The 12565-nt window shown below is 58.7% G+C and carries 16 protein-coding genes; 12 read left to right on the top strand and 4 right to left on the bottom strand.

The annotated features are described in order from the left end of the window. The first annotated feature begins 70 nt into the window (after positions 1–70). From AB0305_RS00645 to AB0305_RS00590, 12 genes are all read left to right on the top strand, one after another. Positions 71–778 (top strand): epoxyqueuosine reductase QueH, encoded by a 708-nt coding sequence (locus tag AB0305_RS00645; RefSeq protein ID WP_366170461.1) that lies wholly within the window; start codon positions 71–73, stop codon positions 776–778. 294 nt (positions 779–1072) lie between these two features. Then, a complete protein-coding gene (gene lspA, locus AB0305_RS00640; protein ID WP_366170459.1) occupies positions 1073–1582 on the top strand; it encodes a signal peptidase II in 510 nt (169 codons plus the stop codon). Between the two features lie 183 nt (positions 1583–1765). Next, positions 1766–2269, top strand: coding sequence for a hypothetical protein (locus AB0305_RS00635; RefSeq protein ID WP_366170457.1), 504 nt, complete (start codon positions 1766–1768; stop codon positions 2267–2269). Positions 2270–2401: 132 nt separating this feature from the next. Then, on the top strand, positions 2402–2626 hold the full coding sequence (locus AB0305_RS00630; RefSeq protein ID WP_366170455.1) for a hypothetical protein: 225 nt from the start codon (positions 2402–2404) through the stop codon (positions 2624–2626). A gap of 192 nt (positions 2627–2818) precedes the next feature. Further along, positions 2819–3307 (top strand): hypothetical protein, encoded by a 489-nt coding sequence (locus AB0305_RS00625; protein WP_366170453.1) that lies wholly within the window; start codon positions 2819–2821, stop codon positions 3305–3307. Positions 3308–3474: 167 nt separating this feature from the next. Next, a complete protein-coding gene (locus tag AB0305_RS00620) occupies positions 3475–3714 on the top strand; it encodes a hypothetical protein (RefSeq protein ID WP_366170451.1) in 240 nt (79 codons plus the stop codon). A gap of 740 nt (positions 3715–4454) precedes the next feature. After that, complete coding sequence (locus AB0305_RS00615) at positions 4455–4802, top strand: hypothetical protein (RefSeq protein WP_366170449.1); 348 nt, start codon at positions 4455–4457, stop codon at positions 4800–4802. 159 nt (positions 4803–4961) lie between these two features. Continuing rightward, the gene (locus AB0305_RS00610) at positions 4962–5258 is read left to right on the top strand and encodes a hypothetical protein (RefSeq protein WP_366170447.1); all 297 of its coding nucleotides are present in this window, start codon (positions 4962–4964) and stop codon (positions 5256–5258) included. 517 nt (positions 5259–5775) lie between these two features. After that, positions 5776–6681: a LysR substrate-binding domain-containing protein gene (locus AB0305_RS00605; RefSeq protein WP_366170445.1), complete on the top strand. Its 906-nt coding sequence runs from the start codon at positions 5776–5778 to the stop codon at positions 6679–6681. A 182-nt stretch (positions 6682–6863) separates the two neighbouring features. Continuing rightward, positions 6864–8186: an MFS transporter gene (locus AB0305_RS00600; RefSeq protein WP_366170443.1), complete on the top strand. Its 1323-nt coding sequence runs from the start codon at positions 6864–6866 to the stop codon at positions 8184–8186. A 9-nt stretch (positions 8187–8195) separates the two neighbouring features. Further along, positions 8196–9425 carry a CoA transferase gene (locus tag AB0305_RS00595; protein ID WP_366170441.1) on the top strand — a complete coding sequence of 410 codons (1230 nt, stop codon included), beginning with the start codon at positions 8196–8198 and terminating at the stop codon, positions 9423–9425. Further along, complete coding sequence (locus AB0305_RS00590) at positions 9422–10396, top strand: hydroxymethylglutaryl-CoA lyase (protein WP_366170439.1); 975 nt, start codon at positions 9422–9424, stop codon at positions 10394–10396. Before AB0305_RS00595 ends, AB0305_RS00590 begins: the two co-directional genes overlap by 4 nt. Before the next feature lie 345 nt (positions 10397–10741). Here AB0305_RS00590 and AB0305_RS00585 read toward each other — a convergent pair whose 3' ends face one another. From AB0305_RS00585 to AB0305_RS00570, 4 genes are all read right to left on the bottom strand, one after another. Beyond that, positions 10742–11248: a DUF1330 domain-containing protein gene (locus AB0305_RS00585; RefSeq protein WP_366170437.1), complete on the bottom strand. Its 507-nt coding sequence runs from the start codon at positions 11246–11248 to the stop codon at positions 10742–10744. 72 nt (positions 11249–11320) lie between these two features. Then, the gene (locus AB0305_RS00580) at positions 11321–11608 is read right to left on the bottom strand and encodes a carboxymuconolactone decarboxylase family protein (RefSeq protein WP_366170435.1); all 288 of its coding nucleotides are present in this window, start codon (positions 11606–11608) and stop codon (positions 11321–11323) included. Then, positions 11572–12072: a carboxymuconolactone decarboxylase family protein gene (locus AB0305_RS00575; RefSeq protein ID WP_366170433.1), complete on the bottom strand. Its 501-nt coding sequence runs from the start codon at positions 12070–12072 to the stop codon at positions 11572–11574. The genes AB0305_RS00580 and AB0305_RS00575 overlap by 37 nt, the downstream gene beginning before the upstream one ends. 4 nt (positions 12073–12076) lie before the next feature. Beyond that, entirely contained in the window at positions 12077–12505 is a 429-nt protein-coding gene (locus tag AB0305_RS00570) for a putative quinol monooxygenase (protein WP_366170431.1), read from the bottom strand. Between the last annotated feature and the right edge of the window lie 60 nt (positions 12506–12565).

The following is a 12565-nucleotide window of genomic DNA, read 5'->3' as shown; positions in this document are numbered from 1 at the left end:
TCATGCAATGCTCGCGCCTGAGACTCGGCCCTGAGTGTCAGATACTTTTTCCTTCCAAGACTCCAATCCCATGTTCGAACGCAAATCCCTGCCCTTGCCGGGCGGCCATCGGAAGGTCCTGCTGCATTCGTGCTGCGCGCCGTGTTCCGGGGAAGTCATGGAAGCCATGGTCGCTTCGGAGATCGATTTCACGATCTTCTTCTATAACCCGAACATTCATCCGCGCAAGGAGTACGACCTGCGCAAGGATGAAAATATCCGTTTTGCCGAGAAATTCGGCATCCCATTTGTGGATGCCGACTACGATCGCGACAACTGGTTTGCGCGCGCCCGCGGCATGGAGAACGAACCCGAGCGCGGCGCTCGCTGCACGATGTGCTTCGACATGCGATTTGAGCGCACGGCGCTGTACGCGCACGAACACGGCTTTCCGGTGATCACCAGCTCGCTTGGCATTTCGCGCTGGAAGAACATGCAGCAGATCAACGATTGCGGCAAACGCGCGGCCTCTCACTATCCGGAACTATCGTATTGGGATTACAACTGGCGCAAGGGTGGTGGTTCGGCTCGCATGATCGAAATCAGCAAGCGCGAGAATTTCTATCAGCAGGAATATTGCGGGTGCGTCTATTCGTTACGCGATACCAACAAGCATCGCATCACTACAGGACGCGAGCGGATCAGGCTGGGTGAGTTGTACTATGGGCAATCTTCAGCGGAACAAGATGACGCGCAGCCCGCGGCGCTGCCCGATACGGACGCTTCATCGCCGGGCTGACACCATTCCATGTCATTGCGCGACCCGATTCACGGCGACACGCTGTGACCCACATCCGCGCAGCCGGCTCCGGCGGTTCATGCACCGAAAGCGGACGTCATTGCCGAGATGTTTCACTGGCCGCAACGGGTCGGAAGCGGTCGTCGATCGAACGGGTTCCTGCGGGGCAGCTTCCGGCCAAAAGCGGCCTGTCCATATCGTCAGAGCGGTTGTTGACCATCCCCGCGCTCCTGCTTCCGATCCCGGAATCTAACTCCGACTAGAATGGGATCCTGCCTACAGATGACCTCTCGGATGACGACGAAACAAAGAATTGCCACTGCGCTCCTTGGCGCGCTCGCCTGGATCATCATCGACCAGTCGACGAAGGCTTTATTCAAACAAATATTGACGCCCGGCGAAGTCGTGTCATTTCTTTCAGGAGGCCTGCTGGTTCTTCCTACCTATAACCATGGTGCGTTCCTAAGCCTCGGGGCGGGAATGTCTGATGCGACTCGCAATATCATTTTCATATATGGCGTTTTGGCGATTCTGGTCGGCCTGTTCGGTTGGCTTCTGCGTTCGCCCAAGCTCGGCCACACCGAAGTCATTGCGATAGCTTGCATTCTGGGTGGAGGGCTCAGCAACCTGTTCGATCGTTGTGTCTACGATGGCAGGGTTTTTGATTTTCTGAACATAGGCATCGGGCAATTGCGAACGGGTGTGTTCAACGTCGCAGACGTTGGAATTATGCTCGGCGTGGCGCTCGTTCTCTTCCGTGGTGTAAAACACAAACCTACCTTGCCAGGGTCCTCCACGGCGTGAGGAATTAGGGCACGGAGTGCGGTCGATGTCTGCTTTGGATGATGTCGGCGGTCCGCTTCCAGCCAAAAGCGGCCCAGTCAGGCCGCAACCCAGCATTGCGGACATTGATTGCCCATTCTGGGGATAGGAACGGTTCAGTTCGCCCGCTAAGGTTTGCCGAATTGCATATCTGTTAGGACGTGAATGCACATCATTGTTCGCTTTGCCCGCATTGTGGCACTTCTGCTTTTTGTACTTGCGGTGCCGGCCATACTCATCACCATCGGCAGTCGATATACCGGCGACCGTGTCTACATTCTGAATAGCACTAGTTGCAGTGTAACGGTGATAGAAGAACATGATGGGTATCGTGCCAACCCCGGGGAATCAACCTTAATCAAGTCGGGCGTCGTCAACCACACGCCCACCATGATGATTCGCGTCGGTTCGACGGTTTGGTTTGGCGGACTTCATTTCAGCCAAGAGAAGCTTCGACTACGAGACCACGACGATGTCTTGATTCCGCGTACATGGCGTCAAGCATCCTCTTTCGGGACAACGCTAACGTACGAAATTACTTCTGACGGAGAGTTGCGGCTCAAAACGCCAAGAGGTGAGTCGTCAGCGCCGCAGCCCTTGGGGCTCCCCTTGAAAGCACCTGCACAAGCTCTGGCGGATAGGTGTGGCAATGTGCCTCCACGCCAATGAAGGCCGACCGTCGGTTTCCGGTCAGAAGCGGTCGTCTGGACAGCTCAATTCCTTCCAACGAGTTGATTAGAACGCCCGACGCAACCGCCACTGGAGGGAAGCATTGATTGCGCTGCATAGGAATGCCTGCATATGAGAACTGATAAGAAGGCCCTTCAATTCGCCGGGAAGATTCTCGTCAGGTGCGCATTGGCGGGGATACTTTTTTTCACCAGCGCCTACGTATTTAAGCATGCCGCGGTCCCAGTGCTGTTGGCGGTGTTCTCGACACCGGTCGCTGTTGGGTTAGTACTTGTTGGGGTTGTTATTCTTTCGCCAGGGCAGGGCCAGGGAGAGACTGACACGAAGAAGTCGTGATGGCCGACAAAATGTTGGTCCGCTCGCGGCGCTGAGGTGACATTCATCTATGCCATCCGCCGGTTTTCGTCTCACAGCGATATATGCCGAAGCCGAAATGCAGTCCATCGCTCGGCGATACACGCCAGGTGGTGTCGAGTATTGCCTGCTAACATCCATGTATTTCAGGTCGCCTATTGAGGCGTGAGGAATATGGAATATCGGACCGTATTCGATGTGGCGGAAGTGGGCTATAAAGCGTGGACCTTCCCTGCATTCGGCCTAATTTTCGTTGCTATCGGTGGTGTGCTCGTTGCGTACCGCAAGAGGCTTCCGGGCTGGTCGAAGTGGCACCCCAGAGCAAGTACCGCGTTCGTCTTTTACTTCTTCGGCTTCGCGATTTTGTGGACCAGCACGGCGGCGATTTCCACATTCAGTCAGTACTCGGCGCTGTCGAAGGCCAGGGCAGACAATTGCGTTCGAGTTGTTGAAGGGCTGGTGACTGACTTCAAGCCAATGCCAGTGACTGGTCACGCTATGGAACGGTTCTGCGTGTCGGGGAAGTGTTTCGAGTATTCCGATTACATAGTCACGAGCGGGTTCAACAACACGAGGTCTCATGGCGGTCCAATTCATGAGGGGCTGCAAGTCCGCGTGTCCTACGTCGGCAACACAATCGTGAAACTGGAAATCGCGGAATAGTGAGCAGAGCGTAAGAGCAGTCGCTTTATGAGGCGGCCCCCTGTCGGCTAACTGATCGCTTTCGGCCAAAAGAAGACTCTCACCTTTATGACGGCCATTTCTGAGAGGCGGTCACAGCGAAGCTTCGTCCACGCAAGGCAATGGCTCACAGTTTAAGAGGACAGGGAATGGGATTCCGACTTCAGGTTGCATCGGATGTCCGGCGCGATGGCCTCGGACTTGAACTGCTGAACGATAGTGGAGAGGTGGTTGCTGAGGTCTTCCGGCGCGATGCTAACAACTCGCTGGAAGTCTCCTTATTCGATAGCGGCTTGCCTTTCGTCGAAGTCGAGCGCTTGTTCAGGATTGCTCGAACCGAACTAGGCGCGTTTGAGGATGGAACTGCACTGCCGGCCCCGCTGGCTTAGCCTAGCGCCGTCACAGCATGGATGGCGAACGCGCTGCAGTCAGCGTCCACCTCCGGCCAAAAGAAGCCCGATAGCGCTGGGCCCCGTGCTTACAGGCCCCCACGCTACCTGCTCCTAGCAGGGAGCCTTCTAACGCGACCGTCGGAAGAAGGCAGCTATGATGGCTGCTCTTGATGAGCAAAATCAGAATCCTTGTTCGCGAGATACCAGACGTGGCAAATACAACCCCGATGACAGTGACCCTCGACTCTCGAGCAACATTCTGGTTTGTTGCCGGCTGTGCATGCTTGTATGCCTACGCGCTTCTCGCGCATTGGTCTCTGCACAAGTGGAGCGACGCCTTGTATCCAGTCTTGGGGCTCATGTTTCCCTATGCATTGTGGGTACTGACGTATGTCGTCGCGATTGAGCCCAAGCGGATTGTGGCCAAGCGAGCATTTGGGCTAGTAGAGCCACTCGTTGTTCCAATGTCGGACGTTACTGAGCTCCGTTCCCGCCCGAATTCGAATGGGAAGTTGAGTCGCTTCGAGATATGGACTCAACGTGGGTGCGCAGTTCAGTTGCACATGTTCCAGACAAATTTCTTGGACGGCGTCGCGGCGATACGCGGGGTGCGTGCAGATATTCCCGAACAGGTTGTCAGTAAGTGGTCCCTCTAGGACAGCACATTTTCCGACGGACTGACGTCTGACGCGAAGGTCCGCGAACCGAAAGGCTACCCAACACCGTATTCGCTTAACGTGACTATGAATCCAAGAAGAGTTCACGAACTGATGCGCAAGAATTTCCCTGCCTCAGGCGAGGCGACGTGGGTCTGGGTAAATGTTGCAGACCAAGACGGCTTGCGCGAGCAGCAACTTTTGAAGTTACTGGACGAGTACATCCCTTCTGAACTCTTGCTTGTTGAGGCCCATCGGAAAATCGCGGCGTTTCTTCCGAAGGAAGGTGTCATCCGGTTCGTCTCTGAGCACCTAGGCAAGGCGAATATTCACATTTGCGACAGAGAGTTCCGTGGCTTTGTTGTTGTCGCTACGAATGGTGTCGCGGCGGGGTGGTCGCCCTTACAAGCAGGTGGGCAAACGCCTTGAGCCCACGGAGGTAGCGATGTCTGCGAACAAGCGCAATATTCCGCCCTGGCCGGTCGTTGTAATAGCCTTCCTGAGCCCAGAAGAGTCCTGCGTTAGTAGCTGTCCAGCCGTCGACAAGCGCGGCGGCATGGAAACGGCTGAGAAAAGGAGTGACGTGTCATGGGGGAGAAAATGACCTCCCCCGAGTTGGAACTGTACAGAAGAGCGGATGAAATTCTGTACTACGTCTGGGACCCAATCGGAGTTTCGCCCCATCCGGCCGTACGCGATGAATACCAGAGGTATCTGCCTAAGGTGTTTGCCATGTTGCAGGAGGGCGTGGGGGCACAGTCCGTCGCTGCGTACTTAGACGAGGTGGCGACTTCGAGGATGGGCCTGGAAGCGAGGCCCGAGCATTCCGGGCGTGTCGCCGAATTGCTGCTCGACTGGAAGGCGGAGATTTACGGCGGCCAGTAGGCGACAAAGAGCTATGACAGACCATTCTCTAAGATTTGAAGATGCGAATCTTCAGCTCAGGTTTATTTCAGCCCTGCAAGGGCTGACGTCCGGCCCTCCGTATGTACTTGAAAGCGATGGCACGGTCTCATGTGACGAAGCCGGTTACTCTCATGTGGTTGATGTAGCCAATACCATCCGGGACGCGTGTTTTCGCTGGTACTTCCGATGGACAGAAGACCCCAACTGGTCATCCGCTTTCTGGAGGGAGCTGAAGAAATCAGGAACCCCTTTTCAGGTCGAATATCACGATAGGAGTTAGTCTTCCTCCTTCCTAAGGGAAGCGAGAGACTGCACGAGGAGTTACTCGACCGCGCCCTCGAAACGCTGTATCTCGGTCGATAAAGAGCAAGCCACCGCGTCAACTGCATTCTTCGATAGTTCAACCGGCCACTCACGTGTCCGCTAACGGCCAGAAGCGGCCGTTCGGCTAACCTAGCTATACCATTCGCTGAGCAACGCCCGTCAATTTGCTGCCATGATCAACCCACATCGAATCGATTTTGTTTCTCTATCGCTATTCGCTTTAGTGGCGCGTACAGGCAGCATCAGCAAGGCGGCCACATTGGCGCATCTGGCGGTAGGAGCCGCGAGCAAGCGGATTTCCGATCTGGAGGTCGGGATGGGCACGTCGCTGTTGGAGCGCCATTCACGCGGCGTGACGCTCACAGTGGCTGGCCAAGCGCTCTACCGCCACGCGCAGCGTATCCTCGCGGATATCGATCTGCTTGCAGCTGAGTTGTCGGACTTCACCTCGGGCATCGTGGGCGTCGTGCGGCTCTGGGCGAATACCTCTGCGGTGACGCAATTCCTCCCTCAGCAACTGGCCACTTTCACCCAGACCAATCCGGGCATCCGGATCGAGCTGGAAGAGAAGAACAGCAGCGATATTGTCCTGGCGGTGCTAGATGGCCGGGCTGACCTCGGCATCTTTGCGGACCGTACGCCGACGCTCGGCCTACAGTGCCTGGATTACCGCGAAGACCATCTCGGACTGGTCGTGCCCAAGCACCATCCGCTCAGCCATCGCAAAGAGCTTCATTTGGCCGAAGCACTCGACTACGACTTTGTTAGCTTGTCAGAGGGGACATCGCTGGCCGAACGCTTACAGACCGAAACCGAGGCCATGGGGCGCCGCCTCAAGCTCCGCATTCGCGTGCGGAGCTTCGATGCAATGTGCCAGATGGTCGCCGCCGGTATGGGTGTCGCCGTGCTGCCATTGCAGGCCGTGCGTGAGTTGGTACGCTCAATGAAGTTGCGCCAGATCACGCTAAAAGATGACTGGGCTCAGCGAAGCTTGCTGCTGGGCCTGCGTGACATCAATGCGGTGCCACGCCACGTCCGCACATTGATCGAGCATTTGAGGGCGTCGACCACCCCTTAGGTTCCAAAGCCGCTTTCGCGTTTCGTGAAAGCTCGGTTCTTGCATTTGTTCTTCTGCCGCGGCCCGGCCGCAACCAGAATGCCTGCACGCGCCATTCAGAGCGCACCAACAACGATGCAGGTTGCCAGCCTCACGCATGTGAGCGCCCCGTCGCCTGACATCGGCATCCACAGGAGACAACGATGGCTGGCACGGAAACCATGCCGCTTCAGGCGGCTACACCACCGACGCAAATCGACGAAGCGCGCATCGTCAGCAAGATAGCGTGGCGCATCATGCCGCTGATCATGGTGTGCTATCTGTTTGCGTTCTTTGACCGCATCAACATCAGTTTTGCCAAGTTTTCATTGCAGACCGATTTGGGTCTGAGCGACACCGCATACGGGCTCGGCGCCGGGCTGTTCGTCGTGGGCTATGTGCTCTTCGAGGTGCCAAGCAACCTCATGCTGTACAAGGTGGGCGCCCGGCGGTGGATTGCCCGCATCATGGTTTCGTGGGGCATCGCCACCGCGCTGATGGCATTTGTGCAAACCGAATGGCAGTTCTATGGGCTGCGCTTCCTGATCGGTGCGATGGAGGCAGGCTTTGCCCCAGGCGTCCTGTACTACCTGACGATCTGGTTCCCGGCTGCCTACCGCGGCCGGATGACGTCCATGCTGTTCCTGGCATCTGCTTTTGCAGGGCTGCTTGGTGCGCCTGCATCGGGCCTGGTGCTTTCGCACATGGACGGCGTGCTTGCCATGCGCGGCTGGCACTGGTTGTTTCTGGTGGGTGGGCTGCCTTGTGTGGTTCTCGGTTACATCGTTTTCAAGGTACTCAAGGACCGCATTGAAGACGCCCGGTGGCTTGCGCCGGAGGAACGTGCGCTGCTGAGCGCCAACATCGCCCGGCAGAACCGCGAAATTGCCGTCCACTCGCTGATCGGTGCATTGAAGACACCCGGTTTCCTCATGCTCGGGCTGATCTACTTCCTGATCCAGGTGAGTTCGTACGGCCTGAACTTCTGGGCACCGCACATGATTCGCACGTCTGGCATCACCAACTCCACGACCATCGGTCTTCTGACGGCTGTGCCATACCTGTGCGGTGCGATCACCATGGTCGTCGTGGGCCGTGTGTCCGACCGTACGGGGGAACGCCGCAAGTTCGTTATTGGGCTGATGCTGCTGGCCTCGGTGGGATTCTTCAGCGCCGGCATTTTTGACAAGCAGACCGCCATGCTGGTCCTGGCCCTCGCCATGATGGGTGCGGGCGTAGTGGCCGCAATTCCAGCGTTCTGGGCGTTGCCTCCCAAGCTCGTCGCTGGGGCCGGGGCGGCAGCCGGCATTGCCCTGATCAACACGCTGGGCCAGCTGGGCGGCATCGTGAGTCCGGTGGTCGTCGGACGCATCAAGGACATGGCAGGCAGCACCACGCCGGCGCTTTACCTGATTGGCAGCTTCGGCCTTGTGTGTGCTGCCATCCTGACGTTCGCTATGCCAGCCCAGCTGCGCGCCAAAGACTGAGGCAGAAAGATGGAACAACACGTGCAATCCGGTAACGGAATCCATAGCGCTCCCATGGCACTTCAAGGGGTGCGCGTCATCGAGATGGGGCAATTGATCGCCGGGCCTTTCGCCGGCAAGACGCTCGGCGAGTTCGGCGCCGAGGTGATCAAGATCGAGCCACCCGGCGCGGGAGACCCCCTGCGCAACTGGCGCATGCTGAAGGACGGCACCTCCGTATGGTGGCAGGTGCAGTCGCGAAACAAGCGCTCCGTGGCGCTCGACCTGCGCAACCCGGAAGCGCAAGAGATTGCGCGAGAACTGATTGCTTCAGCCGATGTGCTCATTGAGAATTTTCGCCCCGGCACGCTGGAGAGCTGGGGGCTCGGTTGGGATGTGCTGTCGGGGCTGAACCCTGGCTTGGTGATGTTGCGCATCTCTGGCTACGGGCAGACGGGGCCATACCGTGACTTGCCCGGGTTCGGCGCCATTGGCGAAGCCATGGGCGGCCTGCGCCATCTCACCGGCGAGCCCGGTCGCATACCTGTGCGGTGCGGCATCTCAATTGGCGACACGCTCGCCGCGTTGCACGGCACGATCGGCATTCTCACTGCGCTGTACCACCGCAAAGTGAACGGCGGCAAGGGCCAGGTCATCGATGTGGCCTTGAGCGAGGCCGTGCTCAACGTCATGGAAAGTCTGATCCCGGAGTACAGCGCGTTTGGTGCTGTACGAGAGCCTGCAGGGAGCGCCTTGCCGGGCATCGCACCGTCGAATGCCTATCGTTGTGTCGACGGCTACATTCTGATCGCCGGCAATGGTGACAGCATCTTCAAGCGCTTGATGCACACCATCGGGCGCACAGATCTCGCAGACGATCCTGCGTTTGCCAATAATGCGGGCCGCGTCGCCCGAGTTGAAGAGCTGGATGGCGCCATTGGCAGCTGGACGACATTACGGACGGTAGAAGAGGCGTTGCACCTGCTGGCTGAAGCGCGCGTACCGGCCGGGAAAGTCTATACCGCCAAAGACATCGTTGAAGACCCACATTACCGTGCACGGGACATGATCCTTTCGCAGCGCACCCGTGAAGGGGACACGTTGGAGGTACCGGGCGTGGTCCCCAAATTGGAGGGCACACCGGGCACCGTTCGCACCGCTGCGCCGCGATTGGGAGAGGACACGAGTGCTGTGTTGCGAGAACTTGGTATCGCCGATGATCAGATCGACGCGCTGCGGAACAAAGGAGTCATCGCATGAGCGCCTGGAACGGGAATCGCCGCCGCATCCACATCCAAGAGGTCGGCACGCGGGATGGATTGCAGGCTGAATGCACGTTTGTGCCCACTGAAGAGAAGATTGCGCTGATCGATGCGCTGTCTTCTTTGGGCCTGGCCAAGATCGAAGTCACAGGATTCGTTTCACCCAAGGCCATTCCCGTCCTGGCTGACGCAGAGGCCGTGATGAGAGGAATCCGCCGCGTGCCTGGCACGGTGTACAGCGCACTCGTGCCGAACGTACGGGGCGCCGAGCGCGCGATCGACTGTGGGGCGGATGAGATGAACCTCGTCATGTCGGCCACTGAAACGCACAACCTCGCAAATTTGCGCATGACCCGTGAGCAGTCGTTTCGCGGGCTGCAGGAAGTGGCTGCATTGGCCCGCAGGGCTGGAGTACGCGTCAACGTCTCGCTCTCATGCGCATTCGGCTGCCCGATGGAAGGCGAAGTCGAGATGGCAACCGTGCTGGACTGGGTGGAGCGCTTTCACGCGCAGTTGGGCGCCGACAACATCACGCTGTGCGATACCACGGGTATGGGGTATCCCACGCAGGTGAACACGCTTGTGCGAGCGTTCCGTGAGCGTTGGGCCGATGCGGCGTTGACGCTGCACTTCCATAACACCAGAGGCATGGGGCTGGCGAATGTGCTGGCGGCAATCGACGCCGGGGCTGACAGCTTCGACGCTTCGCTGGGGGGCATTGGTGGCTGTCCGTACGCACCTGGGGCCACCGGTAACATCTGTACCGAAGATACAGTGCATGCGCTTGAACTGATGGGCTACGACACAGGAGTCAACCTGGCTGGGCTGGTGGCTGTATCGCGTTGCCTTCCTGCGTTGGTAGGACACGACACGCCGAGTCAGATCGCTAAAGCCGGACAACGGCTTCAACTGCATCCCGCTCCGCACGACCTCGAGGCGATACAAGCGCGAGCACATGCGCGAGACTAACAAGATAGTTACGCGTGTTGATTTGCACCAAACCTGACCCACCCGAGGTAGGCAAATGCTGCGTCGCAGCAATGGCTTGGTCTCGCGTATTCCCACCGCCGATTAGTTTCGGATACGCCATGCCCCATAAGGCTTTGCGGATCGCCATCGCAGCTTGTACCCCGAACTAATCAAACGCTGTATCCGCAACTAATCGATCGCTTCACGCCTGAGGTGATCGATTAGTTGCGGATACACGTTCTCGGTTAGTTCCGAATACTGGCGGTCGGCAACGACGTAACCATCCCGATAGACGGGGATGGCGGAATGTAGTTCGGCATCAGATCAACGACAGCTGAATCTGGTTCAGGAGACGTTTGAGAGGGGCGGCGCTTGCCGTGAAATCGGATACAGCTTTTGCATGATGGTCGCACCGGTGCCGTTCATCGTGTGAAGGCAGGCGACGATTCGGCCTGTCGATGAGCACATATCAGCCGTTGACTGCGGGAACGCCTTCGGCGATGTAAACGCGAGAGTTCCCGCGCTCTGGCGAATCGGCTTGAGCGCCTCGTAAGCCGGCGATCGATACCACGCCTGCGCGCGTTCCAGGCTGTCGAACTCGATGATGACGACCACGCCTTTGGGGGCTGGCCCTTCCAATGCCTGCAATGTGCCCCCGCGAACAATGAAACGGCCGCCAAACGGTTTCAGCGTGGATTCCACACGCTCGCTATATGGCTTGATGGCCCCCGGCACAGTCGGCTCGAACTCGGCAATGTAGTAGGCGCGAGGCATATCTGGCTCGGCCCGCGTTTGGCCGTGCAGTGGCGCGGCAAGCAAAATGGCCAGCGCACCGAGCGTACGCACGCCCATCGGAATGGCTAGGGATCTCACCGTCGGTTCTCCGTGTCGGTTGGCGATGTGCCGGGCGCTTCAATAGCCGCCTTACTGTGGCAAATGCGCCTGCAGTGCGGCTTGCGCGCGCTGGCTGGCATCGGCGCTGACCGTGTCCGCGAGCACTTGTGCCACGTGTCGCAATTGCTGAGCGGAAACGCCCACATTCATGCTTAGGCGCATGTGGGCCTGCAACTGGGGCTCCACGCCCGACATGGCCGCCAGTGCGGCGACCGTGGCGATCTCGCGGTCTTTCCAGTCGAGGTTATCGCGCGCAAAGATGTCGCCGAACAGATGGGTTTTCAGATACTGGTCGATGGCCGGGGCGAAGTCGAACAAGGCCCCCTTGACTGGCGCGCCTGCGAGCTTGGTCTGGTTGGCGGTTCCAGCGGCCAGAAGTGCGGCGCCCTCGGGATGGGACCAGCGTCACGGCCGGGGGCATCTTCGATGCCCTGGTCCTTGCGAGCCTGTAGCACACGCATGAGCTCGGAGAGCGCATTGAGGCTGCGCGGGAACCCTGCGTAGGCGTACATCTGCACCAGGATTTCCTTGCAGTCGCTCACGGTCAGGCCGGCATCGAGCCCACGGATCAAGGCCGCATTGAGGCCGGGCATATCGTCAATGGCGGCGTGAGCTGCGATCGGGACGATGGCCTGTTGTCGAGGCTGCAGGTCGGTTTCGTTGGTTTCGGTCGTCATGGGGATGGGGGGATCGCCGGGGGGATGAGGGAGCGTTGCTGCATCAGCGCCCATGCTCTTCACGCCGAGCGCCAGTGCCAATGTCAGGATGCTGGTATGCGCCACGCCGTCACTCGCCAAGTGGCTGCCAGTAGGCCTTCGCGCCCAGCACAACAGGGTCGACATCCAGGAATGTGCGAGAGGTCACCATGGTCTGTGTGGCTTCAAAGAAGCTGCGGAAATGGGGTGTCTCGCGGTGGGCCTCGTACGTCGCTTCGTCCTTGTACATCTCGAAGACGAGAAACCGGTTCGGGTGCGCCTTCAGCGCGACTGCGTGCAGGGTATAGACGCCCGGTTCCAGGCGTACGGAGGTGGACACGCTCTGCTCAAGAACGGTTTTGAATTCCGCCAAACGCTGCGGATCGACTTCGAGCTGCGCGATGCGCACGTACGGCGTGCCGGCGCTTTGGGTGTGGTCAGTCGCGGTCCAAAGACCTGGGTTTTGCATGGCAGCGGCTCCCGAGTGTGGGTGGGGTGTCTGTGCGGCGGCGATCTGCATGGCAGAGCATCCCAGCCAGATCAAAGCGATGCGCAGCCATGCGCCAGCGGCGGACAACAC

The sequence above is a fragment of the Arthrobacter sp. NPDC080086 genome, assembly GCF_040702285.1.
This window is presented reverse-complemented; position numbering and strand designations above follow the sequence as displayed.

Excerpts from the sequence above, each read along its gene's own strand:
- AB0305_RS00645 (WP_366170461.1), top strand. The coding sequence starts at position 71 with ATGTTCGAACGCAAATCCCTGCCCTTGCCGGGCGGCCATCGGAAGGTC.
- lspA (WP_366170459.1), top strand. The coding sequence starts at position 1,073 with ATGACGACGAAACAAAGAATTGCCACTGCGCTCCTTGGCGCGCTCGCC.
- AB0305_RS00635 (WP_366170457.1), top strand. The coding sequence starts at position 1,766 with ATGCACATCATTGTTCGCTTTGCCCGCATTGTGGCACTTCTGCTTTTT.
- AB0305_RS00630 (WP_366170455.1), top strand. The coding sequence starts at position 2,402 with ATGAGAACTGATAAGAAGGCCCTTCAATTCGCCGGGAAGATTCTCGTC.
- AB0305_RS00625 (WP_366170453.1), top strand. The coding sequence starts at position 2,819 with ATGGAATATCGGACCGTATTCGATGTGGCGGAAGTGGGCTATAAAGCG.
- AB0305_RS00620 (WP_366170451.1), top strand. The coding sequence starts at position 3,475 with ATGGGATTCCGACTTCAGGTTGCATCGGATGTCCGGCGCGATGGCCTC.
- AB0305_RS00610 (WP_366170447.1), top strand. The coding sequence starts at position 4,962 with ATGGGGGAGAAAATGACCTCCCCCGAGTTGGAACTGTACAGAAGAGCG.
- AB0305_RS00605 (WP_366170445.1), top strand. The coding sequence starts at position 5,776 with ATGATCAACCCACATCGAATCGATTTTGTTTCTCTATCGCTATTCGCT.
- AB0305_RS00600 (WP_366170443.1), top strand. The coding sequence starts at position 6,864 with ATGGCTGGCACGGAAACCATGCCGCTTCAGGCGGCTACACCACCGACG.
- AB0305_RS00595 (WP_366170441.1), top strand. The coding sequence starts at position 8,196 with ATGGAACAACACGTGCAATCCGGTAACGGAATCCATAGCGCTCCCATG.
- AB0305_RS00590 (WP_366170439.1), top strand. The coding sequence starts at position 9,422 with ATGAGCGCCTGGAACGGGAATCGCCGCCGCATCCACATCCAAGAGGTC.
- AB0305_RS00585 (WP_366170437.1), bottom strand. The coding sequence starts at position 11,248 with ATGGGCGTGCGTACGCTCGGTGCGCTGGCCATTTTGCTTGCCGCGCCA.
- AB0305_RS00570 (WP_366170431.1), bottom strand. The coding sequence starts at position 12,505 with ATGCAGATCGCCGCCGCACAGACACCCCACCCACACTCGGGAGCCGCT.